The organism is Phytopseudomonas flavescens (genome assembly GCF_900100535.1).
Taxonomy (GTDB): Bacteria; Pseudomonadota; Gammaproteobacteria; order Pseudomonadales; family Pseudomonadaceae; genus Aquipseudomonas; species Aquipseudomonas flavescens.
Window position 1 is genome coordinate 43035 of record NZ_FNDG01000002.1, and the last position, 25367, is coordinate 68401.

Consider the following 25367-nt stretch of genomic DNA (forward strand, 5'->3'; position numbering starts at 1 on the left):
AGGAATCCGATGCGTGCGATATGGAAGGGAGCCGTTCTCGGCCTGCTGCTCTGGGGGCAGATCGCGGGGCAGGTGGCGCAGGCGGCGACCGTGCTGGTCGTCGGCGATAGTATCAGCGCGGCTTTTGGCATGGATACCCGCCAGGGCTGGGTTCATCTCCTCGACGAGCGCCTGCGCAGCGAGGGTTTCGAGCATCGGCTGGTGAATGCCTCGATCAGCGGCGACACCAGCGCAGGCGGCGCCGCGCGGCTGCCGGCGCTGCTTGCCGAGCATCACCCCGATCTGGTTATCGTGGAGCTGGGTGGCAACGATGGGCTGCGTGGTTTGCCGCCGAGCCAATTGCAACAGAATCTTGCATCGATGATCGATGCCTCTCGCGAGTCCGGCGCCAAGGTGCTGTTGCTGGGGATGCGCATTCCGCCCAACTACGGGGAGCGCTACACCACCGCCTTTGCCAAGGTCTATGACGACCTGGCAAGCGAGAAGAACGTGCCGCTGGTGCCGTTTCTTCTCGAGGGGGTGGGCGGCGTCGACACGCTGATGCAGGAGGATGGCGTGCACCCTGCTGTGGAGGCACAGCCACAGCTGCTGGAAAATGTCTGGCCAACCCTGAAACCGTTGCTCTGACGGGCTTTTCCACCGACGGCGTTTCGGCTAATGTGGCGCCCCCGCCCTGGAGCCCCCCATGCTGCGACCCGTCTGGTCCCTGTACGCCTATCAACTGATCGAGCCCGACGAACAGCTCGACCTGTTCGCCTGCCGTGAGGTTCGTGTACACCTGGTCGCTCGTCAGTTGGAGCTGGGTGGCCATGCCGACCGCACGCTGTGTGGCGGTCTGCTGCCTGCACAGCCACTGTGGCGTGACCTGCAGCGTCCCATGTTGCAGGATCGGCGCCTGTGCCGGGTCTGCCTGACGACGCTGGAAGCACAACGGCGCGGGGAGCGGCCAGCCTGGCCGGGACGCTGAACCGGGCAGCGGTATACACTTCATCCCTCTCTCATTTCCACCTCAAGGGTTTCCTGCATGTCGCCGCGCGTTTCAGCTCTCGCCCGCTGTCTGTCGTTGAGTGCGTTCTGTCTGACCGGTTCTGCTGTCGCGATGGAGCTGCCGCTGCCACCACCTGGCGAGGATGTCGTGGGTGAAATCCAGGTGATCAAGGCCCGTTACGAAGACACTTTCGCCGATATCGGCACTGCCAACGACCTGGGGTATCTGGAAATGGTCGCCGCCAATCCCGGCGTCGATGCCTGGCTGCCGGGCGAGGGCACCGATATCGTCCTGCCGACGCGCTTCATTCTGCCGCCGGGCCCTCGCGAGGGCATCGTCATCAATTTGCCTGAGTACCGTCTTTACTACTTCCCCAAAGGTCAGGACGTCGTCTACACCTACCCGCTGGGAATCGGCCGTGAGGGCTGGAACTCGCCAGTCACCGATGCGCGCATCACTGCAAAGACGCCGAATCCCGGCTGGTACCCGCCGCAATCGATTCGTGACGAGCACGCCGCTGACGGCGATCCATTGCCCAACTACGTCCCCCCTGGTCCTGACAATCCTCTGGGGCCTTACAAGATGTCGCTTTCCGTTCCCGGCTACCTGATCCACGGCTCGAACAAGAAATTCGGTATTGGCATGCGGGTGAGCCACGGTTGTTTCCGCATGCTCAACAACAATGTGCTCGAGCTGGCCGACAAGGTGCCTGTGGGCACGCCCGTGCGCATTATCGACGAGCCCTACAAGTTCGGCGTGAGCAACGGCAAGGTCTACCTTGAGGCCCATGCGCCGCTGGGCGAGGAGGAGGGCGTACCGCCCGGTGATCAGCACGCTGCGGTGGTCAACGCATTGATCAAGCGCAGCGACCTGAATGCGCAGAATCTGGATTGGGAGGTGGTGCGTGAGGTGGTTGCGGCGCAGGACGGTCTGCCGGTCGAGATCGCGGCACCCCAGGACGCGGTAATCCAGGTGCAGTCGCCAGCCCTCTGAGCCCTTGCGGCAGGCTTGAACCCCCTGGGATTGCCCGGCCGTTTTGCACTCAGCAGATCAAAGGCCATCGGCCAAAAAAAACCGGCCCATTGGGCCGGTTTTTTCTAGCCGTGGGGCTATTACTTGCGGCTGGCTTTTTCCAGCATACGCAGAGCGCGCTCATTGGCTTCGTCAGCGGTTTGCTGAGCCTTCTGAGCAGCGGCCAGCGCTTCGTCAGCCTTGCGATAGGCTTCGTCGGCACGGGCTTGCGAGCGAGCTGCTGCGTCTTCGGTTGCAGTCAGGCGAGCTTCGGTTTCTTTGGTAACGCTGCTGCAACCGGTAGCCAGAACTGCGGCCAGAGCCAGAGCAGAGAATTTCAGAACGTTGTTCATCGTGTTCCCCTTGGGGTAAGTTTTTTGCTTATTGAAGCCACATCCCTAACCTGGAAAATGACCGGCGTACATACTACCTGTAACTTTTAGTAAGTAAACGGACGCTGGGCCAGGGTTCCGATTTTTTTTCCAGGCCTGCCACGCGCTCCGAGATCGGCGCGGTGCGCGGCATTGGCCACTCGCCGGAAGCGACAGGGCCTGCCGAACGATCGCTGAATCACCAGCAGCATTTTTACAGGACGGCTTCGATTTCGGTGGGAGCGGATTTCGCCTTGCCCTTTATCATCTAGAATGGCTTTATGTCGTGATTGTTACCGAATGTTCCCAGTCCGTGCTGGCTGGATGTCGATGTTCGACTTAATCGAGAGGAGTCGTAATGAGCGAGCCACTGTCCATTCACCATGACCTTGACGGTCACCAGTTCGAGACCACAGTGGATGGGGATCGCGCTTACCTCTCTTACATGGATCTGGGCAAGCAGACGCTGGATATCTATCGCACCTTCGTGCCCAACGCGCTACGGGGCCGGGGCATAGCAGCGGCCCTGACCCAGACCGCGCTCGATTATGCGCAGCGTACGGGCTACACGGTAATTCCGTCCTGTTCATATGTGGAACGTTACATGGCGCGTCTCGAGGGCTCCACCGAGCAAGGGTGAGCCGTAGGCTGGAAACAAAAACGCCGGGCATATGCCCGGCGTTTTCATGGGTACGGACGGTCAGCCGCGTTTGCGCTTCGGCAGTACGTCCTTGAGTTTGGCGTGCATGCCGCGCAGGGTTTTCTCGGTGCTCTCCCAGTCGATGCAGGCATCGGTGATCGACACGCCGTAGGTGAGCTGCTGCAGGTCTTTCGGGATCGACTGGCTGCCCCAGCCCAGATGGCTCTCGACCATCAGGCCGACGATCGACTGGTTGCCCTCGAGTATCTGGTTGGCGACATTGTCCATCACCAGCGGCTGCAGGGCTGGATCCTTGTTGGAGTTGGCGTGGCTGCAGTCGACCATGATGTTTGGCTGGATACCGGCCTTTTTCAGTTCCTGTTCGCAAAGGGTCACGCTGACCGAATCGTAGTTCGGCTTGCCATTGCCGCCGCGCAGCACCACGTGACCGTAGGCGTTGCCCTTGGTGGTGACGATCGACACGCCGCCCTGCTGGTTGATACCCAGGAAACGGTGTGGGCTGGAAACCGATTGCAGGGCGTTGATGGCGACGGTCAGGCCACCGTCGGTACCGTTCTTGAAACCCACGGCCGACGACAGGCCCGACGCCATTTCGCGGTGGGTCTGCGATTCGGTGGTGCGTGCGCCAATGGCAGACCAGCTGATCAGGTCCTGCAGATACTGGGGCGAGATCGGGTCCAGTGCTTCGGTGGCAGTGGGCAGGCCCATTTCAGCGAGATCGAGCAGCAGCTTGCGGCCTATGTGCAGGCCGTCCTGGATCTTGAACGAGTCGTCGAGGTAAGGATCGTTGATCAGGCCTTTCCAGCCGATGGTGGTGCGCGGCTTCTCGAAGTAAACGCGCATCACCAGATAGAGCGTGTCGGAAACTTCCCCGGCGAGCACCTTCAGGCGTTCGGCATACTCACGAGCCGCCTTGATATCGTGGATGGAGCAGGGGCCGACAACCACGAACAGGCGATGATCCTTGCCGTCGAGGATGTCACGCACCACCTGGCGGCCGGCGGACACCGTGTGCTGTGCGCGCTCGGTCAGTGGAATCTCGAGTTTGAGCTGCTCTGGGGTAATGAGGGTTTCGTTGCAGGCGACGTTGAGGTCGTTGATCGGTAAATCAGCCATCGTGCTTTTCATCAATTGCGTCATCGGGTCACGGGAGCCGGCCGCCTGCGATCCCCGTACAGCGGGCACAGCGTTATGGGCACAGCGGGGAACGGGAACCTTAGCGCGTTAGCGACCGGCTAGACAATGAAATTCAGGATGTGGGGGCTTTAAAGGTGCTGGCGTGCTGCTCCTGCCATTCGCCGGCGATCAGCTCCAGAGGGAGAGCATGGCCGACCTGCTGTTCACGGTGCCTGCGGTATTGTTCGATGCGGCACACCTGCTCGACCATGTAGGTGCGCAGCCCGGCGTCGTGCCCGGCGAAGGCGATGCCGACCAGATAGGCCTCGGACTGCTTGCAGCACCAGGCGACCAGCCCGGGATGGCAGGCCCGTTCGCCGAGGAGTGGAATGTGCAATTCCACCGCGCTTCCCCGTGAAAGCGCACGGGGCGAGTAGCAGGCTGCGCCGCCCAGGCCGATGTTGTCCAGGCGTTGCAAGGCAGAGGGGGTCTGTCTGCGCAAGCGCAACTCCACGGGTAGATCACTGCTATGACGAAGAAAGCGCCGCATGAACGATCACTCCAACCTCTATCGAAGGGACAGACCCCAGCGAGTATAGCGAGGAGATTGGAACTCACCGATTTTGATACCAATCCGCGATTACCGAGCTCTCCAGGCGGGTCATGGTTGACCTGACGCTTGCCGCTGATCACGTGGCGACTGCCGTTGCTATTGCTGCCTTTCTATTGGATGGCCGGATGCGTGGTATTACGGCGTGTCGACCTGGCGGTTCAGGATAACCAGGCGATTTCACACAACGGCTGGCGCGTATCGCCTAAGCTTGCTGCTTCCAGGTTCGGGCTGCTGCTGTGGTACATGGCGCCGCCGCCGGCCTACGGGTGTTTTCGTTCATTTCTGTATGGCGCTGCTAAGCTCAAGCGAGGCGCCGCCGTGTCGGCAGCCGAGGAGGCCGCATGATTCGTTCGATTCTCTATGCAACCGATCTCGGCCTTTATGCTCCTTACGTCCTGCAGCACGCATTGGCCATGGCCCGCAGCTTCGGGGCACGGCTCTATGTCGTGCATGTGGTCGAGCCAATGGGGCTGTTCGCCGAGTCGGTCCTGCAGACCTACGTCGACGAGTCACGCCTCAAGGAATTGCGCAGCACGGGCCTTGAAACGGTGATGAGCAGCATCGAGCTGCGAGTCCTCGAGGGCTTTCGCGACGAGCTGGGCGACAACCGTGACGATCTCGAACTGATCGGTTCCGTACGGGTGCTGCGCGGCGACCCGCCCCTGTCCATCCTCGAAGAAGCGCAGAAACTCGAGGTGGATTTACTGGTCGTAGGCAGTCACAGCCATGGCGCAGCGCTTGAGGTTCCGATGGGCAGGACAGCGTCGAGGTTACTGCAATTATCTGATGTGCCGGTCTACCTGGTGCCCATGCTGCAGCACCGCTCCCGTTACGAATGATCGCCGCGCGACCCACAAAAAAATCTATATCTACTGTCTCAACCATTAATATGGTTATATATCGGGCCGACGATCAGGCTGCCTATTCGCTTTGAGGGAATTCTATGAAGCTTCAGCAACTGCGCTACATCTGGGAAGTCGCGCACCATGACCTCAACGTTTCAGCCACCGCGCAGAGCCTCTATACCTCGCAGCCCGGTATCAGCAAACAGATCCGTCTGCTCGAAGACGAGTTGGGTGTGGAGGTGTTCGCCCGCAGTGGCAAGCATTTGACGCGAGTGACGCCAGCAGGTGAGCGGATCATCACGACGGCCGGGGAGATCCTGCGCAAGGTCGAGAGCATCAAGCAGATCGCTCAGGAGTTCTCCAACGAAAAGAAGGGCACGCTTTCCATCGCCACCACCCACACCCAGGCGCGCTATGCGCTGCCCACGGTAATCAGCGGTTTCATCAAGCAGTACCCTGAGGTCGCCCTGCACATGCATCAGGGGACGCCTACGCAAATCGCCGAGATGGCCGCCGACGGCACCGTCGATTTCGCCATCGCCACCGAAGGTCTCGAGCAGTTCAACGATCTGGTGATGATGCCCTGCTACCGCTGGAATCGCTGTGTGATCGTGCCTCAGGGCCACCCGTTGGCGAAACTGCCCAAGTTGACCCTGGAAGCGCTGGCCGAACACGAAATCGTCACTTACACCTTCGGTTTCACCGGTCGCTCCAAGCTCGATGAAGCGTTCAGTCACCGCGGCCTCACGCCCAAGGTGGTGTTCACCGCAGCCGATGCCGATGTGATCAAGACCTACGTGCGCCTGGGCCTCGGCGTTGGCATCGTGGCCAAGATGGCCATCGATCCGACCCTCGACCCGGATCTCGTGGTACTCGATGCCAGCGAGCTGTTCGAGTCCAGTGTGACCAAGATCGGCTTTCGCCGTGGCACTTTCCTGCGTGGCTTCATGTGCGACTTCATCGAGAAGTTCGCCCCGCACCTGACCCGTGATGTGCTGGCCAAGGCCGTGCAGTGCCACAACAAGGTCGAGCTCGAAGAGCTGTTCAAGGGCGTGGAGCTGCCGCTGCACTGACGGCATTGGCGACAAACTGCAAGTAGAAGCATGGTTCACGCGGCTTCTGACTTGCAGCTTGATTCAATGGCTCAGGTGCAGGCCGCACTCACGGTTGTCTTCACCCTTGGTGGGGTCGAAATAGTCGAAGTTGTTCGGCAGGCCATGGGTGGTGAGGTACTGGTACAGGTCCTTGGATGACCAGTGCAACAGCGGTGCGACCTTGATCAAGCCATCCGGGTTGATGCTTATCGGCTGCATCTGTGCGCGCACAGCCGTATCGGTGGCGCGCAGCGCCGTGAACCAGACGCTTGGCGCGGTTTCACGCAGGGCGCGGGCAAAGGGCTCGAGCTTGACCTCCTCGGTGAACGCGGCATGGCGCGGGTCGTCCAGTGCCGGTGTCGGGCCGTCGATGGCCTCACGGTGGGCGCGGCTGCGCTTGGGCAGGTAAGTGATCAGGTTCAGGCCGAGTTGGCGGGTCACCTCATCGGCAAATGCATAGGTCGCGTCGGTGTTGTAGCCGCTGTCCATCCAGACGATGGGGATATCGGCCTTGACCTGGCTCACCATGTGCAGAATGACCGCTTCGAACGGGCGAAAGTTGGTGGTGCAGATCGCTGGTCTGCCCAGGCCGATTGCCCACTCGACCAGCTTTTCCGGCTGGTTGGCGAATTCGGCGTTGAGTCTGTCCAGGTCAAGATCCATTGCGGGCTCCAGGGCATGTGCATGAGGAGGCCGATGGTAGCAAATCGCGCTGGTGGGGACACGCGGGCAGTGGGGAGATACCCTGGCGGCGACGAGCTGCCAGGGCGTGGCCTTAGAGTTCGGCCGGTGGAATATGGCCGAACAGCTCCTGGGAGAAACGGGTGCGCTCTTCGGCATTTTCCTGTATGCCCTTGGCCGCCAGTTCTTCCAGGCGAGCCTCCACCGCATGGGCGCGATGGGTCAGGCCACAGTCGTTGGCGATCTGGATGTTCAGGCCGGGGCGCGCGTTGAGTTCGAGAATCAGCGGGCCCTTGTCCTGGTCCAGCACCATGTCCACACCGATGTAGCCCAGGCCGCAGAGCTCGTAACAGCCTGCGGCGAGCTTCATGAAGCCATCCCAGTTCGGCAGTTGCACGCCGTCCACCGCATTGGTGGTGTCCGGGTGCTTGGTGATCTTGTTGTTGAGCCAGGTGCCGCGAAGGGTCACCCCGGTGGCGAGATCCACACCGACGCCGATGGCACCCTGGTGCAGGTTGGCCTTGCCCCCGGACTGGCGGGTTGGCAGGCGCAGCATGGCCATCACCGGGTAGCCCATCAGGACGATGATGCGGATGTCCGGAACGCCCTCGTAGCTGATGCTCTTGAAGATGGCGTCCGGGGTCACCCGGTATTCGATCAGTGCGCGATCCCGGTGTCCGCCAAGGGAGTAGAGCCCCGAGAGGATGCTGGAAATCTGCTGTTCGATCTCGGAGTGACTGACGATCTTGCCCGATACCGTCTTGAAGCGATCCTCGAAGCGGTCGGCGATCACCAGGATGCCGTCACCGCCGGCGCCCTGGGCTGGCTTGACGACGAAGTCGCTGCGTTCGCCAATTATCGCGTCGAGGTTGTCGATTTCCTTCTCGGTGGAGATCACCCCATACATTTCCGGCACGTGGATGCCGGCCTCGATCGCCCGCTCCTTGGTGATGATCTTGTCGTCGACGATAGGGTACAGGTGCCGTTTGTTGTACTTCAGCACGTAGTCCGCATTGCGTCGGTTGATGCCCATGATGCCTTTGGCTTCAAGGGCCTTCCAGGTTTTCCAGAGACCTAGCATTGGCTCAATCCTTCAGGAAGGCTTTGAAGCGGAACAGTTCGGTCAGGCGGTAGCCGCGGTAGCGACCCATCGCCAGCATGAAGCCCACCAGGATCAGCAGGATCGCCGGGAAGGTGAAGACGAAGTAGACCAGCTCCGGCACGCTCATCAGCAGGTGCGCGACAGTGGCGGCGAACAGGGTGCCGATGGCGACCTTGAAGGCATGGCCAGCGCCGCGTTCTTCCCAGGTGATCGACAGGCGCTCGATGGTCATGGTCAGGATCACCATCGGGAACAGTGCCACGGACAGCCCGCGCTCCAGGCCCAGCTTGTGGCTGAACAGGCTGATGGTGGCGATCAGCACCACCACGAAGGTCAGTACCACCGACAGGCGTGGCAGCATCTGCAGTTTCAGGTGCTCCAGGTAGGAGCGCAGCGACAGGCCGAGTGCGGTGATCACCGTGAACAGGAAGATACCGAAGCCCAGCTGCGTCTCGCGGAAGGCCAGGGCAATCAGCACCGGGGTGAAGGTACCCAGGGTCTGCAGGCCGCCTAGGTTGCGCAGGATCAGGATGACCAGCACGCCGATGGGGATCATCACCATGATCATGAAGGTCTGCTGGGTCTGCAGGGGCAGGCCGTACAGCGAGTACTCCAGGAAGTCGGCGTCGGTGTTTTCGTCGGTCAGCTGAGCGAGGCGAATGGCGTTCATCTCGCTATTGTTGAGGGTGAAGGTGGTGGTGGCCTGGCGACCACCGTCGAGGGTCACCAGCGGCTCGTCGCCGGTCCACCAGACCAGGCGATCGCTCGGCAGGCCTTGCTCGCCGGTTTCCGGATTGAAGTACAGCCAGCGGTCGCCGTTGAAGCTGCGCAGCCACAGTTCCGGGCTCTGCTGGATATCGGCGGCCAGGCGAATGGTGTGTACACGCTCCATCGGCACGTGGGCGATGGACAGCAGCAGTTCGATGGCCTCGGCCTTCTTGGTCGTCGAGGCATCGCCACCGAGCAGCAACTTGGCGTTGTCGTCATTGCTATTGTTGACGCGCTTGATGGTCTCGCTGATGAAGGTCTCGACGTCCGCCGAGTGCTGGCGAATCGGCGCCAGCAGGGCTTCTGCGGCGATCTTTTCCGGACCTTCCACGGGCAGGCTGTCGCGGAATATCGGGCCCTTGGCCTTGGCCTGTTCGCCGCTGTAGCGCTTGGTCAGCACCAAGCGGTAATAGAGCGTCTGCTTGCCGCTGACGCGGCGCGCTGACCAGGTCACCTTGCGGTTGCTGTCGGCACGGTTGACGCTCACGCCATAGTTGTTGGAAATGAAGCTCTCGTTGAGGCTGACATAATCCTGATTAAGCGGCGGCACGAACATCTGCAGCTTGATCGGGTCGCGACCATTGGCCTGGAATTCGACGCGGGTGTCGATGTTCCACAGGTCATCGGTCTCGTCGCTGCTGACCGGAATGCCAAGCACGAATATCTGATAGGCCGTAATCGCGATCCCCAGGCTCACCAGGATGGTGATGAGGACTTTCAGGTGCAGGGTGAGAGAGCGCATGGGATTACTCGCCGGATTTTGCGGTGGTACAGGCAGGTTTCCCTGCTGCGTATTTCAAACTCGGGTCGACCAGCGCATCGAAGCGCTTGAGCGCATCGGAGCCGATCAGAAGCGGGTATTGGAAGGCGCTGCGATCGGTAAGGTTCACTTCGATCTGGCGCCTGACGCCGCCCATGCAGACATCCAGCTCGACGACCGGGCGTGCGGTATAGGTCTTCTCGTCATCGGAGTCGACATCGCCGGCACGCCGCTTGATCTTGCTGATACGCGCCAATGGGCGCTCGATCGGGTGCGCATGGGCATCGTCGATGGCCAGGTAGAAGCGAACCCAGCGCTCGCCGTCACGCTTGAAGCGTTCGATATCACGGGCACTCAGCGAGGCGGTCTGGGCACCGGTATCGAGCTTGGCGGCGACCTCCACGTCGAGGTCGAGGCTGACGTATTCGTTCAGGCCATAGACGGTCTTGTCGGCCGCAACGGCGATGCCAGGTAGAAGCGATAGGCAGAAGAGCAGGGGGAAGGGCTTGAGTCTCATAAATCCTGTGGGGTGAGTCGCGATCGGTAGAGCGAATCTCGGGCCGCAGCCGCATTCGCTGGCGTGGAGTCTAGCAGGCACCCTTGGACGCCCCTCCCAAGTATCGAATGGCGCGCATTCTACCATGGGGTTTTTCCGAGGTGACAGACGGTTATGGGCCTTTGTATGTCTGTGTGCCGGGCTCGGCATCGACTGGGCAAAGCAATGAGTATTGTCGACAATGTCATTTATAATTTGTGTGGTTTGCGGTTTTTGCCTATTTTTATCTTTCTGATTCTCGTCATGTGTCGACAATATGCCAAAGTCCAGTGTGCTCGCCCTGACAGTCGATCAGGATATGGAAACCCGCTCCGAGCAGGTGTTTCGCCGTATCCAGGCCGCAATCGTGAAAGGCGAGATCGCCCCAGGCAGCAAAATCTCCGAGCCCGAGCTGGCACGTACCTACGGCATCAGCCGTGGCCCGCTGCGTGAGGCGATCCATCGTCTGGAGGGGCAACGCCTGCTGGTAAGGGTTCCGCATGTCGGGGCACGGGTGGTATCGCTCGATCGTGAGGAACTGATCGAGCTATACGAGATACGCGAATCCCTCGAAGGGATGGCCTGCCGCCTGGCCGCCGAGCGCATGAGCGACGCCGAGATCGACGACCTGCGTCGGGTGCTGGATACCCACGAGCGCGATGAAGCCTTCCAGGCCGGCGTGGGGTATTACCAGCAGGAAGGGGATTTCGATTTCCACTACCGGATCATCCACGGCAGCGGCAATCGCACCCTGGTCAAGATGCTCTGTGGCGAGCTCTACCAACTGGTGCGGATGTACCGCATCCAGTTCTCCGTCACGCCCAACCGTCCGCCCCAGGCGTTCGCCGAACATCACCGCATCCTCGACGCCATCGCCGAACGTGACGGCGAGTTGGCGGAGTTGCTGATGCGCCGGCACATCGCTGCTTCCAAGCGCAATATCTCGCGCCATTACCAGGGTGCCCATTCCACCACCGTCAAGTCACGAGGCACGTCATGAGTCAGAGCACGCCAGGCCAGCGTTTTCGCGATGCGGTCGCCAACGAGCAGCCGTTGCAAGTCGTCGGCGCCATCAATGCCAACCATGCGCTGTTGGCCAAGCGCGCAGGGTTCAAGGCCATCTACCTTTCGGGCGGTGGCGTTGCAGCCGGTTCCCTGGGGCTTCCGGATCTGGGTATCAGTGGGCTGGATGACGTGCTCACCGATGTGCGGCGCATCACCGATGTCTGCGATCTGCCGCTGCTGGTGGATGTGGACACCGGTTTCGGCAGTTCGGCGTTCAACGTGGCGCGCACCGTCCGCTCGATGATCAAGTTCGGGGCCGCCGCCATTCATATCGAAGACCAGGTCGGCGCCAAGCGCTGCGGTCATCGACCGAACAAGGAGATCGTCTCCCTGCAGGAGATGGTCGATCGCATCAAGGCCGCGGTGGACGCACGCACCGACGACAGTTTCGTGATCATGGCGCGCACCGACGCGCTGGCCGTCGAGGGCCTGGACGCCGCCCTGGATCGTGCCGCGGCCTGTGTCGAGGCCGGTGCCGACATGGTCTTCCCGGAAGCCATCACCGAGCTGCAGATGTACAAGACCTTTGCATCCCGGGTGCGGGCGCCGATTCTCGCCAACATCACCGAGTTCGGCGCCACGCCGCTGTTCACCACCGAGGAGCTGGCCGCCGTGGATGTAGGCCTGGTGCTCTATCCACTGTCGGCATTCCGCGCCATGAACAAGGCAGCGGAAAACGTCTACACGGCGATTCGCCGCGACGGTACGCAAAAGAACGTGGTCGACAGCATGCAGACCCGCATGGAGCTTTACGAACGCATCGACTATCACGCTTTCGAGCAGCGGCTCGATGCGCTGTTTGCACAGAAGAAGAGCTGAACCCGTGCCGTCGATGAGGCGGCGCGGTAGCGAATTGCAGATCCGACAATTTCAAGAAAACGGGAGCGAGCAATGGCCGAGGCAAAAGTGTTGAGTGGTGCTGGCCTGCGTGGTCAGGTGGCCGGGCAGACCGAACTGTGCACCGTGGGCAAGAGCGGTGCCGGGCTGACCTACCGGGGTTACGATGTGCGCGAGCTGGCGGCGGGGGCGATCTTCGAGGAGGTCGCCTACCTGCTGCTGTATGGCGAGTTGCCCAACCAGGCGCAACTGGAGGGGTACCTGAAGAAACTGCACGGCCTGCGTGATCTGCCCACAGTGCTCAAGGACGTGCTGGAGCGCATCCCCCGGGATGCCCACCCCATGGATGTGATGCGCACCGGTGCCTCGGTGCTGGGTAACCTGGAGCCCGAGACCCGTTTCGAGCAGCAGCGCGACAAGGCCGATCGGCTGTTAGGTGCCTTCCCGGCAATCATGACGTACTGGTATCGCTTCAGTCATCAGGGCCAGCGTATCGACTGCACCAGCAGCGAGCCGACCCTGGGCGGCCATTTCCTGGAGCTGCTGCATGGCAAGAAGCCCAGCGAGCTGCACGTCAAGGTGATGAACGTATCGCTGATTCTGTACGCCGAGCATGAATTCAATGCCTCGACGTTCACTGCGCGGGTCTGCGCTTCGACGCTCAGCGACATCTTCTCCTGCGTCACCGCGGCCATCGGCTCCCTGCGTGGGCCGCTGCATGGCGGCGCCAACGAAGCGGCGATGGCGATGATCGAGCGCTTCGCCTCGGCTGAAGAGGCCACCGCCGGCACCCTGGCGATGCTCGAGCGCAAGGACAAGATCATGGGCTTCGGCCACGCCATCTACAAGGAGTCCGACCCGCGCAACGAGGTGATCAAGGGCTGGAGCAGGAAACTCGCCGATGAAGTGGGCGACAAGGTGCTGTTCCCCGTTTCCGAGGCCATCGACCGGGTCATGTGGGAGCAGAAGAAGCTGTTTCCCAACGCGGACTTTTACCATGCCTCGGCGTATCACTTCATGGCCATTCCGACCGCGCTGTTCACACCGATTTTCGTCTGCTCGCGGGTTGCCGGCTGGGCAGCGCACGTGTTCGAGCAACGCGCCAACAACCGCATCATTCGCCCCAGCGCCGAGTACACCGGCGTCGAGCAACGGGCCTTCGTGCCCGTGCAGCAGCGTTGAACCCATAAAGCGCGGGCCGAGCCGATGGCCCGCCAACTTTCTACCGTGACCGAGTCCCTGACATGAACAGCGCCAACCGCAAGCCGCTACCAGGCACCTCGCTGCAGTTCTTCGATACCCGTGCCGTGGTCGATGCCATCCAGCCCGGCGCCTACGCCAGGCTGCCGTACACTTCACGGGTGCTGGCGGAAAACCTGGTGCGCCGCTGTGATCCGGCCATGCTGACCGCGGCGCTGACGCAACTGATCGAGCGTCGCCGCGACCTGGATTTCCCCTGGTTTCCGGCTCGCGTGGTGTGTCACGACATCCTCGGCCAGACCGCGCTGGTCGACCTCGCCGGCCTGCGCGACGCCATCGCCGACAAGGGCGGCGATCCCGCCCAGGTCAACCCGGTGGTGCCGACCCAGTTGATCGTCGACCATTCCCTGGCCGTGGAGTGCGGCGGTTTCGACCCGGATGCCTTCGCCAAGAACCGCGCCATCGAGGATCGCCGCAACGAGGATCGCTTTCACTTCATCGAGTGGACCAGGAAGGCCTTCAAGAACGTCGACGTGATCCCGCCGGGCAACGGCATCATGCACCAGATCAACCTGGAGAAGATGTCCCCGGTGGTGCAGGTGCAGGAGGGCGTGGCATTTCCCGACACCTGCGTCGGCACCGACAGCCACACGCCGCATGTGGATGCGCTGGGAGTGATCGCCATCGGTGTCGGCGGCCTGGAGGCGGAGAGCGTGATGCTTGGGCGTGCCTCGTGGATGCGCCTGCCGGGTATCATCGGCGTCGAGCTGAGCGGCCGGCCGCAGCCGGGCATCACCGCCACCGATGTGGTGCTGGCGCTCACCGAATACCTGCGCCAGGCCAGGGTGGTCGGCGCCTATCTGGAGTTCTTCGGCGAAGGAGCGGCGGCGCTGACCCTGGGCGACCGCGCGACTATCTCCAACATGACCCCGGAGTTTGGCGCCACGGCGGCGATGTTCGCCATCGACCAGCAAACCATCGACTACCTCAGGCTGACCGGTCGTGAGGATGAGCAGGTTCGCCTGGTAGAAACCTACGCCAAGGCCACCGGCTTGTGGGCGGACGACCTGGCCAGCGCCGAGTACGAGCGGCTGCTGAGCTTCGATCTGTCGAGTGTGGTGCGCAACATGGCCGGCCCTTCCAACCCGCACAAGCGCCTGCCGACTTCCGCGCTGGTCGAGCGCGGCATCGCCGGGGCCTGGGAGGAGGTGCCAGGTCAGATGCCCGATGGCGCGGTGATCATCGCCGCCATCACCAGTTGCACCAACACCAGCAACCCGCGCAACGTGATCGCGGCCGGGCTGCTGGCAAAAAAAGCCAATGCACTGGGGTTGCTGCGCAAACCCTGGGTCAAGTCGTCCCTGGCACCGGGTTCGCGGGCGGTGCAGCTGTACCTCGAGGCTGCTGGCCTGCTGCCCGAACTGGAAAAGCTCGGCTTCGGCATCGTCGCGTTCGCCTGCACCACCTGCAACGGCATGAGCGGCGCGCTGGATCCGGCGATCCAGCAGGAAATCATCGAGCGCGACCTCTACACCATCGCCGTGCTGTCGGGTAACCGCAATTTCGATGGACGCATTCACCCCTATGCCAAGCAGGCGTTCCTGGCTTCGCCACCACTGGTGATCGCTTATGCCATCGCCGGCACCATCCGCTTCGATATCGAAAAGGATGTGCTGGGCGTGGTCGACGGGCGAGAAATCCGCCTCGAGGACATCTGGCCGGCGGATGAAGACATCGACGCGGTGGTGGCGTCCAGCGTCAAGCCCGAGCAATTCCACAAGGTCTACATTCCGATGTTCGCCGTGCAAGCGGATAACGGCGAACGCATCAGACCGCTGTACGACTGGCGGCCGATGAGCACCTACATTCGCCGTCCTCCTTACTGGGAGGGCGCCCTGGCCGGTGAGCGCACACTCAAGGGCATGCGCCCGCTGGCGGTGTTGCCGGACAACATCACCACCGATCACCTGTCGCCGTCAAACGCCATCCTCGCCGACAGTGCTGCGGGCGAATACCTGACGAAAATGGGGTTGCCGGAGGAGGACTTCAATTCCTACGCTACCCATCGCGGCGATCACCTGACCGCCCAGCGCGCCACGTTCGCCAATCCGCAGTTGGTCAATGAAATGGCCGTGGTCGATGGCCGGGTGAAGAAGGGCTCGCTGACCCGCCTGGAACCCGAAGGGCGGGTGGTGCGGATGTGGGAGGGCATCGAAGCCTACATGCTGCGCAAGCAGCCGCTGATCATCGTTGCCGGCGCGGACTATGGCCAGGGCTCGTCCCGCGACTGGGCGGCAAAGGGGGTGCGCCTGGCCGGGGTGGAAGCCATCGCCGCCGAGGGCTTCGAGCGCATTCACCGTACCAACCTGATCGGCATGGGGGTGCTGCCACTCGAGTTCAAGCCAGGCACCACGCGCCTGACCCTGGGCATCGATGGCAGCGAGACGTTCGATGTGGTCGGCGCCCGCACGCCGCGCACCGATCTGACCCTGGTCATCCGGCGGCATGGCGGGGAAACCCTCGAGATCCCCATGACCTGTCGCCTGGATACCGCCGAGGAAGTGTCGATCTACGAGGCCGGGGGCGTGTTGCAGCGCTTCGCCCAGGATTTTCTGGAGGCGGGGGCTGAGGTGGCGCAAAAGGTGGCTGGTTAAGCCGTTTTCGTTTAACGATCAGGTATTCAACGATGGCCTATGCACCACAGATCAAGATCCCTGCCACCTACCTGCGCGGTGGCACCAGCAAGGGCGTGTTCTTCCGTCTCGACGATCTACCGGAGCGCTGCCGGCTGCCCGGTGCGGCCCGCGATGCATTGCTGCTGCGGGTAATCGGCAGCCCCGACCCCTATGGCAAGCAGATCGACGGCATGGGGGGCGCCACGTCGAGCACCAGCAAGACGGTAATCCTCTCGCGTAGCAGTCGACCCGGTCATGACGTCGATTACCTGTTCGGCCAGGTATCCGTCGACAAGGCCTTCGTCGACTGGAGCGGCAACTGCGGCAACCTGTCGGCTGCCGTGGGTTCCTTCGCCATCCAGTCCGGGCTGATCGATGCCGCGCGCATCCCTCGGGACGGCATCTGCACGGTACGCATCTGGCAGGCCAATATCGGCAGAAGCATCGTCGCCCATGTACCGATCAGCGCCGGTGCGGTGCAGGAAAGCGGTGATTTCCAGCTCGATGGCGTGACCTTTCCTGCCGCCGAGGTGCAGCTGGAGTTTCTCGATCCGGCCGATGCGGATGAAGGTGAGGGCGGCGCCATGTTCCCCACCGGCAACCTGCTCGATGAGCTGGTAGTTCCCGGTGTCGGCACCTTCAAGGCAACGCTGATCAATGCGGGCATCGCCACTGTCTTCATCCGCGCCGAGGACCTGGGCTACAGCGGCACCGAGCTGCAGGACGCGGTCAACGGTGATCCCGAGGCCCTGGCGCGCTTCGAAGCGATCCGCGCCCATGGCGCATTGCGCATGGGGCTGATCAAGACGCTCGACGAGGCGCGGAGCCGCCAGCACACGCCCAAGGTAGCCTTCGTCGCGCCGCCGAAGGCTTATCGATCCTCCAGTGGCAAGGCGGTCGAGGTGGCGGATATCGACCTATTGGTACGCGCGCTGTCCATGGGCAAGCTGCACCACGCCATGATGGGCACCGCAGCGGTGGCCATCGGCACCGCTGCGGCGATCCCCGGCACCCTGGTCAGCCTGGCGGCGGGTGGCGGCGATCGCCGCGCCGTGCGTTTCGGTCATCCGTCCGGCACCCTGCGCGTCGGCGCCGAAGCCAGCCATGACGGCGAACGGTGGCGGGTGACCAAGGCGGTCATGAGTCGCAGCGCACGAGTGCTGATGGAAGGTTGGGTGCGAGTGCCCGCCGATTCCTTCTGATGTCGACAATGACGCCCCTGCCATTGGAGAGTGGGCGCATCACCGGTTTGCCTGGAAACGTCAATCCAAAAGGAACGATTTCATGAGTAGCAATACCGAGCGTAATCAGCGCCCAGACTACGACAGCGTGCTGCAGCAGGTCGCCGACTATGTATTGACCTACCGGGTCGAATCCCGCGAAGCGCTGGATACGGCGCGCCACTGCCTGATGGACACCCTGGGCTGCGGCCTGCTGTCGCTGCGCTTCCCCGAATGTACCAAGCACCTGGGGCCGATCGTCGAAGGCACTCTGGTGCCCCATGGTGCGCGGGTGCCGGGCACCAGCTATCGGCTCGATCCGGTCAAGGCTGCCTGGGACATCGGCTGCATCATCCGCTGGCTGGATTACAACGACTGCTGGCTGGCCGCCGAATGGGGCCATCCCTCGGACAATCTGGGCGGTATTCTGGCCGTGGCCGATCACCTGTCGCAACGGCGGGTTGCCCGTGGCGACGCGCCGCTGTTGATGCGCGAGGTGCTCGAGGCGATGATCATGGCCCACGAAATCCAGGGCGTGTTCGCCCTGGAAAACGCCTTCAACCGTGTGGGGCTCGACCATGTGATTCTGGTCAAGGTGGCTTCCACGGCGGTCTGCGCCAAGCTCATGGGCGCCAGTCGCGCGCAGTTGCTGTCTGCGCTTTCCCACGCCTTCGTCGATGGCCAGGCACTGCGCACCTACCGCCACGCGCCGAATGCCGGCTCGCGCAAGTCCTGGGCAGCGGGGGATGCCACCAGCCGGGCGGTGCGTCTGGCCGATATCGCCCTGCGTGACGAGATGGGTATTCCCGGTGCGCTGACGGCGCCGCAGTGGGGCTTCTACGATGTTGCCTTCAGCCATACCAACAAGGATCTGGCGAGCAAGCCCGAGGGCACGCGTGCTTTCAGCTTTCCCCAGGGCTTCGGCAGCTACGTGATGGAAAACGTACTGTTCAAGATCAGCTTCCCGGCCGAGTTCCACGCACAGACGGCGGTGGAAGCCGCGGTGATCCTGCATCCGCAGGTTCGCGAGCGCCTGGATGAAATCGCGCGCATCGAAATCACCACCCACGAGTCGGCTATCCGCATCATCTCCAAGTCCGGGCCCATGGCCAATGCGGCGGATCGTGACCACTGCCTGCAATACATGATCGCCGTGCCGCTGCTGAGCGGCGGCCTGGTCGCCGAGCATTACGAGGATGGCTTCCATGCTGCTCACCCGCAGATCGACCGCCTGCGCGAGAAGATGGAGGTGGTCGAGGAACCCCGTTATTCCCGCGAGTACCTGGAGGCCGACAAGCGCTCCATCGCCAACGCCATTCAGGTGTTCTTCAATGATGGCTCATCGACCGAGAAAGTCGAGGTCGAGTATCCGCTCGGGCATCGCCGGCGCCGCGCCGAAGGCATTCCGTTGCTGGAAGAGAAGTTCGAGGCCAACCTGGCCACGCGCTTCACCGTTTCGCGCAGTGCCCGCATCGTCGCGCTGTACAAGGACGCTCGGGCGCTGGAGGAAACCGCGGTGCATCGCTTCATGGATCTGTTCGTGCTCTGATGCAGGCACCGCAACGGATCAGTGTTGAGAGGCTCCCAGCAGCAAGCCGCCGGCGCCCATGAAAAAGGCGCCGGTGGTGCGGTTCAGGCGCTGTGCGCCGCGGCTGGTGCGGATGAAACGACGGATTTGGCGGCCGAACAGGGCATAGACCAGCGAGGCCGCATATTCGGCCAGCAGGTAGGTAGCGCCGAGGTAGACGAACTGCTCGGTGGCAGGCTGGCCCGGCTTGATGAACTGTGGAAATACCGCAGCGAACAGCAGGATCGCCTTGGGGTTGCTGATACCGATCAGAAACTCCTGCAGCATCAAGCGGCCTATCCGCCGCTGCGGCTGTACGGCAGGCACTGCGCCGTCCAGCTCCAGGCCGCTGAATTCCCGGCTGCGCCAGGCGCTGATGCCCAGATAGAGCAGGTACAGCGCGCCCACCCATTTGATCGCCGTGAACGCCGTTTCCGACGCCAGCAGCATGGCCCCCAGGCCGATCGCGGAAATGCTCAGGAAGATGGTGAAGGCCAGCGCACGGCCTGTGGTGGCCAGCACGGCCGCGCCAATGCCATGGCGAATGCCGTTGTTCATCGCGCAGAAATTGTTCGGCCCTGGCGTCAGGGCGATCAGCATGGCGACCGGGGCGAAGAGCACGGCATCGAGCAGGGTCATGGTGCATGTCCACAATGGGTGCAGGTTATTTGAAGCGTCGTTCGACGCCTTTTTCCACCAGGATCTTGGCGGATATTTCTTCCACCGAGAAGTGAGTGGAATCGATGAAATTGATCGATTCGCGACGGAACAGGCTCTCCACCTCACGCACCTCGAACTCGCACTGGGCATAGCTGGAGTAGCGGCTGTTGGGCTTGCGTTCGTTACGGATGGCAGCCAGGCGATCCGCATCGATGGTCAGGCCAAACAGCTTGTCGCGGTACTTTTTCAGCGAAGCCGGCAGTTGCAGGCGCTCCATGTCATCCTCAGTGAGCGGGTAATTGGCGGCACGGATGCCATACTGCATGGCCATGTACAGGCAGGTCGGGGTCTTTCCGCAGCGTGATACGCCGACCAGAATCAGATCCGCCTTGTCATAATAATGCGTGCGTGCGCCGTCATCGTTGTCGAGGGCGAAGTTGACCGCCTCGATCCGTTCCATGTAGTTGGCGTTGTGGACGATCGAGTGCGACTTGCCCACCGAGTAGGAAGAGTGCGAATTCAGTTCCTGCTCCAGGGGCGACAGGAAGGTCGAGAAGATATCGATCATGAAGCCGCGGGACTCGGCCAGGATGTCGTGGATCTGCTGATTGACGATGGTGGCGAAGATGATCGGGGTGGCACCGTCCCTGTCGGAGGCGTTGTTGATTTGTTGTACCATCGCACGCGCTTTTTCCACGCTGTCGACGTAGGGCCGCGTGAGCTTGGTGAAACCGATGGTCTCGAACTGGGCCAACAGGCTCTGGCCCAAGGCCTCCGCGGTGATGCCCGTGCCGTCCGAGATGAAATACGCGGTTCGTTTCATTGCGAAAATGGCCTATAGGCTGGGAACGAATCTTGGCTATGATAGGTCGGTTTTTTGCCGGCCCTGATGGGTTTAGCATTGTTACTTATTTTCCAGGGCCAGGCCATTGTCCAGACGGCGTCAGCCGGTGACGTTTCCAGCCCCATGAGCTTTTCCAACACTGAAGTGGAGAGATCACCTTGGCAGAGTACGTAGTTTCCCTCGATAAGCTCGGCAATCACGACGTCGAGCACGTAGGGGGCAAGAACGCCTCCCTCGGCGAGATGATCAGCAACCTGGCCGGTGCCGGCGTTTCGGTTCCCGGTGGTTTCGCCACGACCGCCCAGGCCTACCGAGACTTCCTCGAGCAGAGTGGGCTCAATGCGCAGATCCATGAAGCCCTCGATGCCCTGGATGTCGATGACGTCAATGCCCTGGCCAAGACCGGTGCGCAGATCCGCCAGTGGGTCATGGAAGCCGAATTCCCCGCAGAATTGAACGAGCAGATCCGTACCGCCTTCGCCGCCATGGCGGGCGGCAACGACAACATGGCGGTTGCCGTGCGCTCCTCGGCGACCGCCGAGGACCTGCCCGATGCATCCTTTGCCGGCCAGCAGGAAACCTTCCTGAATATCCGCGGCGTGGAAAACGTCATTCGCGCGGCCAAGGAAGTGTTCGCCTCGCTGTTCAACGATCGGGCAATCGCCTACCGCGTACACCAGGGCTTCGACCACAAGCTGGTGGCCCTGTCTGCCGGCGTGCAGCGCATGGTGCGTTCGGAAACCGGTACCGCCGGAGTGATGTTCACCCTCGACACCGAGTCGGGCTTTCGCGACGTAGTGTTCATCACTGGCGCCTACGGCCTGGGTGAAACCGTGGTACAGGGCGCGGTCAACCCTGACGAGTTCTACGTGCACAAGCACACCCTCGACGCGGGCCGCCCGGCGATTCTGCGCCGCAACCTGGGCAGTAAAGCAATCAAGATGGTCTACGGCGACGAGGCCAAAGCCGGCAAGTCGGTCAAGGTCGTCGACGTCGAGCGCGCCGAACGCGCGCGCTTCTGCCTCAGCGATGCCGAGGTCACCGAGCTGGCCAAGCAGGCGGTGATCATCGAGAAGCACTACGGCCGCCCGATGGATATCGAGTGGGCCAAGGACGGTGACGATGGCAAGCTGTACATCGTCCAGGCCCGCCCCGAGACCGTGAAGAGCCGCGCCAACGTCACGGTGATGGAGCGCTACCTGCTCAAGGAGACCGGCACCGTGCTGGTGGAAGGACGCGCCATCGGCCAGAAGATCGGTGCCGGCAAGGTGCGGGTCATCAACGATGTGTCGGAAATGGACAAGGTTCAGCCTGGCGACGTGTTGGTCTCCGACATGACCGACCCGGATTGGGAGCCGGTAATGAAGCGCGCCAGCGCCATCGTCACCAACCGTGGCGGGCGTACCTGCCACGCGGCGATCATCGCCCGCGAACTGGGCATTCCTGCGGTGGTTGGTTGCGGCAACGCCACCCACGTGCTGCGTGACGGCCAGGGCGTGACCGTTTCCTGCGCCGAGGGCGATACCGGTTTCATCTTCGAGGGCGAGCTGGGTTTCGACATCCGCACCAACTCCGTCGATGCCATGCCCGACCTGCCCTTCAAGATCATGATGAACGTCGGCAACCCGGATCGCGCGTTCGATTTCGCCCAGTTGCCCAATGCCGGTATCGGCCTGGCGCGCCTGGAGTTCATCATCAACCGCATGATCGGCGTGCACCCCAAGGCATTGCTGAATGTGGACGGCCTGCCGCCGGAAATCAGCGAAAGCGTCGAGAAGCGCATCGCCGGTTACGACGACCCGGTAACCTTCTACGTCGAGAAACTGGTCGAAGGCATCAGTACCCTGGCCGCGGCGTTCTGGCCGAAGAAAGTCATCGTGCGGCTGTCTGATTTCAAGTCCAACGAATACGCCAACCTGATCGGCGGCAAACTGTACGAGCCGGAAGAAGAAAACCCCATGCTCGGCTTCCGTGGTGCGTCGCGTTACATCAGCGAGTCGTTCCGTGACTGTTTCGAACTGGAATGCCGGGCGTTGAAGAAAGTCCGTAACGAGATGGGCCTGAGCAACGTCGAGATCATGGTGCCGTTCGTGCGTACCCTGGGCGAGGCCAAGCAGGTGGTCGATCTGCTGGCCGAGAATGGCCTGGTGCGCGGGCAGGATGGTCTGAAGGTCATCATGATGTGCGAGCTGCCGTCCAACGCCATTCTGGCCGAGGAGTTCCTCGAGTATTTCGACGGCTTCTCCATCGGCTCCAACGACCTGACTCAACTGACCCTGGGCCTGGATCGCGACTCCGGTATCGTCGCCCACTTGTTCGACGAGCGTAATCCGGCGGTCAAGAAGCTGCTGGCCAATGCCATTGCCGCCTGTAACAAGGCGGGCAAGTACATTGGTATCTGCGGCCAGGGGCCGTCCGACCATCCGGATCTGGCCAAGTGGCTGATGGAACAGGGTATCGAAAGCGTTTCCCTGAACCCGGACTCGGTGCTGGAAACCTGGTTCTTCCTTGCGGAAAACCAGCCGGGCTGACGGCGGCAGTGTCTAGTCCTGAAATAGGTTTACACCGTCTCAGCTAGATTTGCGGTACCAAAAACGCTCGATGCACCGCATCGGGCGTTTTGTGTTTCAGGGCCAGATGTGGCCGCTCCGTATTATCGATCCTGACCGCCTCGCTGCCCCCTGACTCCTTCGGCCCGGCTTCCAGATCCGTGCCTGCGCGCTCGCGGTGTAGCGCCGCCGGGCGGGATTGCTTGTCCGTGAGCTTTGACGATCCTTCGTTCCCTGCGACCATCCATGCCAGCCTCATCGAAGGCGAGGACGGCACGCACGACCTGATCTTGTGTAGCAAGCCGGGCGTGATCGCCGTAGCGCGCCCCACCCATTGCGGCGGAGCGCGTTCATCGCAGTTCTCTACGAAGGCAGCGCACAGCCATCCGGGCCGCAGACGGCACCTTGCACGACGACCACCGGCCGCTCATCCCATGCCTGCTGCAGGGCCTTCGCAAAGACTTCCTGCGGCTGCGCGCCCGAGATCAGGTAGCGACCGCCGATGCGGAAGAACGGCACGCCGCTGCCGCCCAGTGCCTGCAGGGCGAGTTGGTCTTCCTCCACCCTGGCCATAACGGCGTCGCTCCCAAGGACCTTTCTTGCTTCCTCCCGCTCCAGCCCGGCATCGACGGCGATCGATAGCAGGCTGTCGTGATCGAACACCGATGTATGCTCACTGAGGTAGGCCCGATACAAGCGCTCCAGCAGCGCATGGCCCCGGCCCTGTTCCTGCGCGAACTGGATCAGTCTATGGGCGTCGATCGTGTCGCCGGCGAGTGTGCCGGCGAGATCGTATGCCAGGCCTTCCGTTGCGGCCACGGTCTCGACCTGATGCAACATCGCGGGCACCTCGCTCACCGGCAGGCGCGTCTTGGCGGCAATGATCTCGGCGATGGGCGTGGGCCGCATGCCGGGCATCAGTCGGTAGGCGCGGGGGACGACGGTGATCTGGCCGGTGTGGCCGAATGCGTCCAGCGCCTTGTTCAGCCGAGTCCAGCCGATCCAGCACCAGGGGCACACGACATCGGACCAAGCCTCGATCAGCAGTTTGCCGTCGCTGGCGACGTTCTCGGTCATGGCGGTTGCTCCTCGCGTCACAGGGTCGGATAGTCGGTATAGCCCAACGCATCCCCGTTCGGGGTGCCGTAAAAGCTGGCGAAATCGGGCGAGTTGGGGGCAACGCCGCGGCGGAAACGCTCCGGCAGGTCCGGGCTGGTCAGGAACGGCACGCCGTAGCACACCAGATCGGCCCGATCTTCGACCAGGGCCTGCTCGCCGGACTTGGCGTCATAGCCGCCATTGACGATCAGCGCGCCCTTGAACGCTTTGCGCAGGTGCGGGGTGATGCGCTCGACGCCTTCGGGCACCGCCATCGGGCCTGCAATGGCTTCGCCGACGTGCAGGTAGCCGATGCCGAGTTTGTCCAGTTCCTGGGCCAGATAGGTGAAGGTGGCCAGCTTGTTGCCGTCGGCCATCGAATGCAGCGGCAGGTTGGGCGTGACCTTGTAGCCCACGCGCTTGGCGCCGAAGACCTCGATGGCAGCGGCCGTGACCTCCAGCGCGAAGCGTGCGCGGTTCTCCAGGCTGCCGCCGTAGCGGTCGCTGCGCTGGTTGGCGTTGTCCTGCAGGAACTGGTCGAGCAAATAGCCGCTGGCACCGTGGATTTCCACGCCATCGAAGCCCGCGGCCTTGGCATTGGCCGCCGCCTTGCGGAAATCCTCGACGATGCCGGGAATCTCCACGGTCTCCAGCGCGCGCGGCGTGTCCAGCGGCACCTTGCCGTTCCAGGTGAACACTTCGCCCTCGGCAGCGATGGCCGACGGCGCGACCGGCGGTTCGCCGCCATGGAAATCCGCGTGCGAGACGCGGCCGACGTGCCAGAGCTGGGCGAAGATCAGGCCAGATGCCGCATGCACCGCGTCGGTGACCTTGCGCCAGCCTTCGACCTGCTCGGGCGAATGGATGCCCGGTGTGCGGATATAGCCCACGCCCTGCGGGCTGACCTGGGTGGCTTCGGAGATGATCAGCCCAGCGGTGGCGCGCTGGGCATAGTAGGTGGCTGCCAGCGGATTGGGCACGTTGCCTTCGACCAGCGCACGGCTGCGCGTCATCGGCGCCATGACCAGGTGGTTTTTCAGGGTGAGGTCGCCGAACTGGTATGCGGACAACAGGGTGGCGGGAACGGTGTGCGACATGAAAAGGCTC

General features: G+C 62.5%; 25 protein-coding genes and 1 pseudogene. 15 read left to right on the top strand and 11 right to left on the bottom strand.

What is annotated here, in order from left to right:
- The first annotated feature begins 9 nt into the window (after positions 1 to 9).
- From BLR94_RS02325 to BLR94_RS02335, 3 genes are read left to right on the top strand one after another with little or no spacing between them, the layout of a single operon-like run.
- The gene (locus tag BLR94_RS02325) at positions 10 to 627 is read left to right on the top strand and encodes an arylesterase (protein ID WP_084303450.1); all 618 of its coding nucleotides are present in this window, start codon (positions 10 to 12) and stop codon (positions 625 to 627) included.
- 58 nt (positions 628 to 685) lie between these two features.
- The gene (locus BLR94_RS02330; RefSeq protein ID WP_084303449.1) at positions 686 to 967 is read left to right on the top strand and encodes a hypothetical protein; all 282 of its coding nucleotides are present in this window, start codon (positions 686 to 688) and stop codon (positions 965 to 967) included.
- A 57-nt stretch (positions 968 to 1024) separates the two neighbouring features.
- Positions 1025 to 1981: a L,D-transpeptidase family protein gene (locus BLR94_RS02335; RefSeq protein ID WP_084303448.1), complete on the top strand. Its 957-nt coding sequence runs from the start codon at positions 1025 to 1027 to the stop codon at positions 1979 to 1981.
- 119 nt (positions 1982 to 2100) lie between these two features.
- Here the strand turns inward: BLR94_RS02335 and oprI are convergent, their stop codons facing one another.
- On the bottom strand, positions 2101 to 2352 hold the full coding sequence (gene oprI, locus BLR94_RS02340; RefSeq protein ID WP_042553774.1) for an outer membrane lipoprotei OprI: 252 nt from the start codon (positions 2350 to 2352) through the stop codon (positions 2101 to 2103).
- Positions 2353 to 2728: 376 nt separating this feature from the next.
- Between oprI and BLR94_RS02345 the strand changes: the two genes are divergently transcribed.
- Positions 2729 to 3010 carry a GNAT family N-acetyltransferase gene (locus BLR94_RS02345; RefSeq protein ID WP_084303447.1) on the top strand — a complete coding sequence of 94 codons (282 nt, stop codon included), beginning with the start codon at positions 2729 to 2731 and terminating at the stop codon, positions 3008 to 3010.
- 60 nt (positions 3011 to 3070) lie between these two features.
- Here the strand turns inward: BLR94_RS02345 and BLR94_RS02350 are convergent, their stop codons facing one another.
- Both BLR94_RS02350 and BLR94_RS02355 read right to left on the bottom strand, forming a co-directional pair.
- A complete protein-coding gene (locus BLR94_RS02350) occupies positions 3071 to 4147 on the bottom strand; it encodes a 3-deoxy-7-phosphoheptulonate synthase (RefSeq protein ID WP_084303446.1) in 1077 nt (358 codons plus the stop codon).
- Positions 4148 to 4280: 133 nt separating this feature from the next.
- The gene (locus BLR94_RS02355) at positions 4281 to 4697 is read right to left on the bottom strand and encodes a PilZ domain-containing protein (RefSeq protein WP_084303445.1); all 417 of its coding nucleotides are present in this window, start codon (positions 4695 to 4697) and stop codon (positions 4281 to 4283) included.
- A gap of 129 nt (positions 4698 to 4826) precedes the next feature.
- On the opposite strand from BLR94_RS02355, the gene BLR94_RS27050 reads away from it, so the two are divergent.
- From BLR94_RS27050 to cysB, 3 genes are all read left to right on the top strand, one after another.
- Positions 4827 to 5105, top strand: a complete 279-nt coding sequence (locus BLR94_RS27050) for a hypothetical protein (protein WP_139207406.1) — start codon at positions 4827 to 4829, stop codon at positions 5103 to 5105.
- Positions 5102 to 5599 (top strand): universal stress protein, encoded by a 498-nt coding sequence (locus tag BLR94_RS02360; protein WP_084303444.1) that lies wholly within the window; start codon positions 5102 to 5104, stop codon positions 5597 to 5599. The genes BLR94_RS27050 and BLR94_RS02360 overlap by 4 nt, the downstream gene beginning before the upstream one ends.
- Before the next feature lie 104 nt (positions 5600 to 5703).
- On the top strand, positions 5704 to 6678 hold the full coding sequence (gene cysB / locus BLR94_RS02365) for an HTH-type transcriptional regulator CysB (RefSeq protein WP_084303443.1): 975 nt from the start codon (positions 5704 to 5706) through the stop codon (positions 6676 to 6678).
- 63 nt (positions 6679 to 6741) lie between these two features.
- Here cysB and BLR94_RS02370 read toward each other — a convergent pair whose 3' ends face one another.
- The 4 genes from BLR94_RS02370 to rloA form a co-directional block, all read right to left on the bottom strand.
- Positions 6742 to 7362, bottom strand: a complete 621-nt coding sequence (locus tag BLR94_RS02370; protein WP_084303442.1) for a phosphoadenosine phosphosulfate reductase domain-containing protein — start codon at positions 7360 to 7362, stop codon at positions 6742 to 6744.
- A 112-nt stretch (positions 7363 to 7474) separates the two neighbouring features.
- A complete protein-coding gene (locus BLR94_RS02375; RefSeq protein WP_084303441.1) occupies positions 7475 to 8461 on the bottom strand; it encodes an alpha-L-glutamate ligase-like protein in 987 nt (328 codons plus the stop codon).
- Between the two features lie 4 nt (positions 8462 to 8465).
- Positions 8466 to 9992 (bottom strand): osmotic stress tolerance membrane protein RloB, encoded by a 1527-nt coding sequence (rloB, locus tag BLR94_RS02380; RefSeq protein WP_084303440.1) that lies wholly within the window; start codon positions 9990 to 9992, stop codon positions 8466 to 8468.
- Positions 9993 to 9996: 4 nt separating this feature from the next.
- Positions 9997 to 10527 carry a retropepsin-like aspartic peptidase RloA gene (rloA, locus tag BLR94_RS02385; RefSeq protein WP_084303439.1) on the bottom strand — a complete coding sequence of 177 codons (531 nt, stop codon included), beginning with the start codon at positions 10525 to 10527 and terminating at the stop codon, positions 9997 to 9999.
- A 295-nt stretch (positions 10528 to 10822) separates the two neighbouring features.
- Between rloA and BLR94_RS02390 the strand changes: the two genes are divergently transcribed.
- The 6 genes from BLR94_RS02390 (at position 10823) to prpD (ending at position 19091) form a co-directional block, all read left to right on the top strand.
- The gene (locus BLR94_RS02390) at positions 10823 to 11545 is read left to right on the top strand and encodes a GntR family transcriptional regulator (protein ID WP_084303438.1); all 723 of its coding nucleotides are present in this window, start codon (positions 10823 to 10825) and stop codon (positions 11543 to 11545) included.
- Complete coding sequence (gene prpB, locus BLR94_RS02395; RefSeq protein WP_084303437.1) at positions 11542 to 12429, top strand: methylisocitrate lyase; 888 nt, start codon at positions 11542 to 11544, stop codon at positions 12427 to 12429. The genes BLR94_RS02390 and prpB overlap by 4 nt, the downstream gene beginning before the upstream one ends.
- A gap of 72 nt (positions 12430 to 12501) precedes the next feature.
- The gene (prpC, locus tag BLR94_RS02400) at positions 12502 to 13629 is read left to right on the top strand and encodes a bifunctional 2-methylcitrate synthase/citrate synthase (RefSeq protein WP_084303436.1); all 1128 of its coding nucleotides are present in this window, start codon (positions 12502 to 12504) and stop codon (positions 13627 to 13629) included.
- Between the two features lie 62 nt (positions 13630 to 13691).
- Positions 13692 to 16301 carry a Fe/S-dependent 2-methylisocitrate dehydratase AcnD gene (gene acnD, locus BLR94_RS02405; protein WP_084303435.1) on the top strand — a complete coding sequence of 870 codons (2610 nt, stop codon included), beginning with the start codon at positions 13692 to 13694 and terminating at the stop codon, positions 16299 to 16301.
- Positions 16302 to 16333: 32 nt separating this feature from the next.
- On the top strand, positions 16334 to 17524 hold the full coding sequence (gene prpF, locus BLR94_RS02410) for a 2-methylaconitate cis-trans isomerase PrpF (protein ID WP_084303434.1): 1191 nt from the start codon (positions 16334 to 16336) through the stop codon (positions 17522 to 17524).
- Between the two features lie 82 nt (positions 17525 to 17606).
- Positions 17607 to 19091: a 2-methylcitrate dehydratase gene (gene prpD / locus BLR94_RS02415; protein ID WP_084303433.1), complete on the top strand. Its 1485-nt coding sequence runs from the start codon at positions 17607 to 17609 to the stop codon at positions 19089 to 19091.
- Between the two features lie 18 nt (positions 19092 to 19109).
- On the opposite strand, the gene BLR94_RS02420 is transcribed toward prpD, so the two are convergent.
- Positions 19110 to 19748: a LysE family translocator gene (locus BLR94_RS02420; protein ID WP_084303432.1), complete on the bottom strand. Its 639-nt coding sequence runs from the start codon at positions 19746 to 19748 to the stop codon at positions 19110 to 19112.
- 25 nt (positions 19749 to 19773) lie between these two features.
- Positions 19774 to 20592, bottom strand: a complete 819-nt coding sequence (gene ppsR, locus BLR94_RS02425) for a posphoenolpyruvate synthetase regulatory kinase/phosphorylase PpsR (protein WP_084303431.1) — start codon at positions 20590 to 20592, stop codon at positions 19774 to 19776.
- A gap of 179 nt (positions 20593 to 20771) precedes the next feature.
- Between ppsR and ppsA the strand changes: the two genes are divergently transcribed.
- Complete coding sequence (ppsA, locus tag BLR94_RS02430; RefSeq protein WP_084303430.1) at positions 20772 to 23144, top strand: phosphoenolpyruvate synthase; 2373 nt, start codon at positions 20772 to 20774, stop codon at positions 23142 to 23144.
- Positions 23145 to 23344: 200 nt separating this feature from the next.
- Positions 23345 to 23467: pseudogene (locus tag BLR94_RS27865) on the top strand (DUF736 family protein); the annotation flags it as partial.
- Positions 23468 to 23525: 58 nt separating this feature from the next.
- Here BLR94_RS27865 and BLR94_RS02440 read toward each other — a convergent pair.
- Together BLR94_RS02440 and BLR94_RS02445 are read right to left on the bottom strand one after the other, a co-directional pair.
- Entirely contained in the window at positions 23526 to 24239 is a 714-nt protein-coding gene (locus BLR94_RS02440) for a DsbA family oxidoreductase (protein ID WP_084303428.1), read from the bottom strand.
- Positions 24240 to 24256: 17 nt separating this feature from the next.
- Complete coding sequence (locus tag BLR94_RS02445; protein WP_084303427.1) at positions 24257 to 25357, bottom strand: alkene reductase; 1101 nt, start codon at positions 25355 to 25357, stop codon at positions 24257 to 24259.
- Positions 25358 to 25367: the final 10 nt, after the last annotated feature.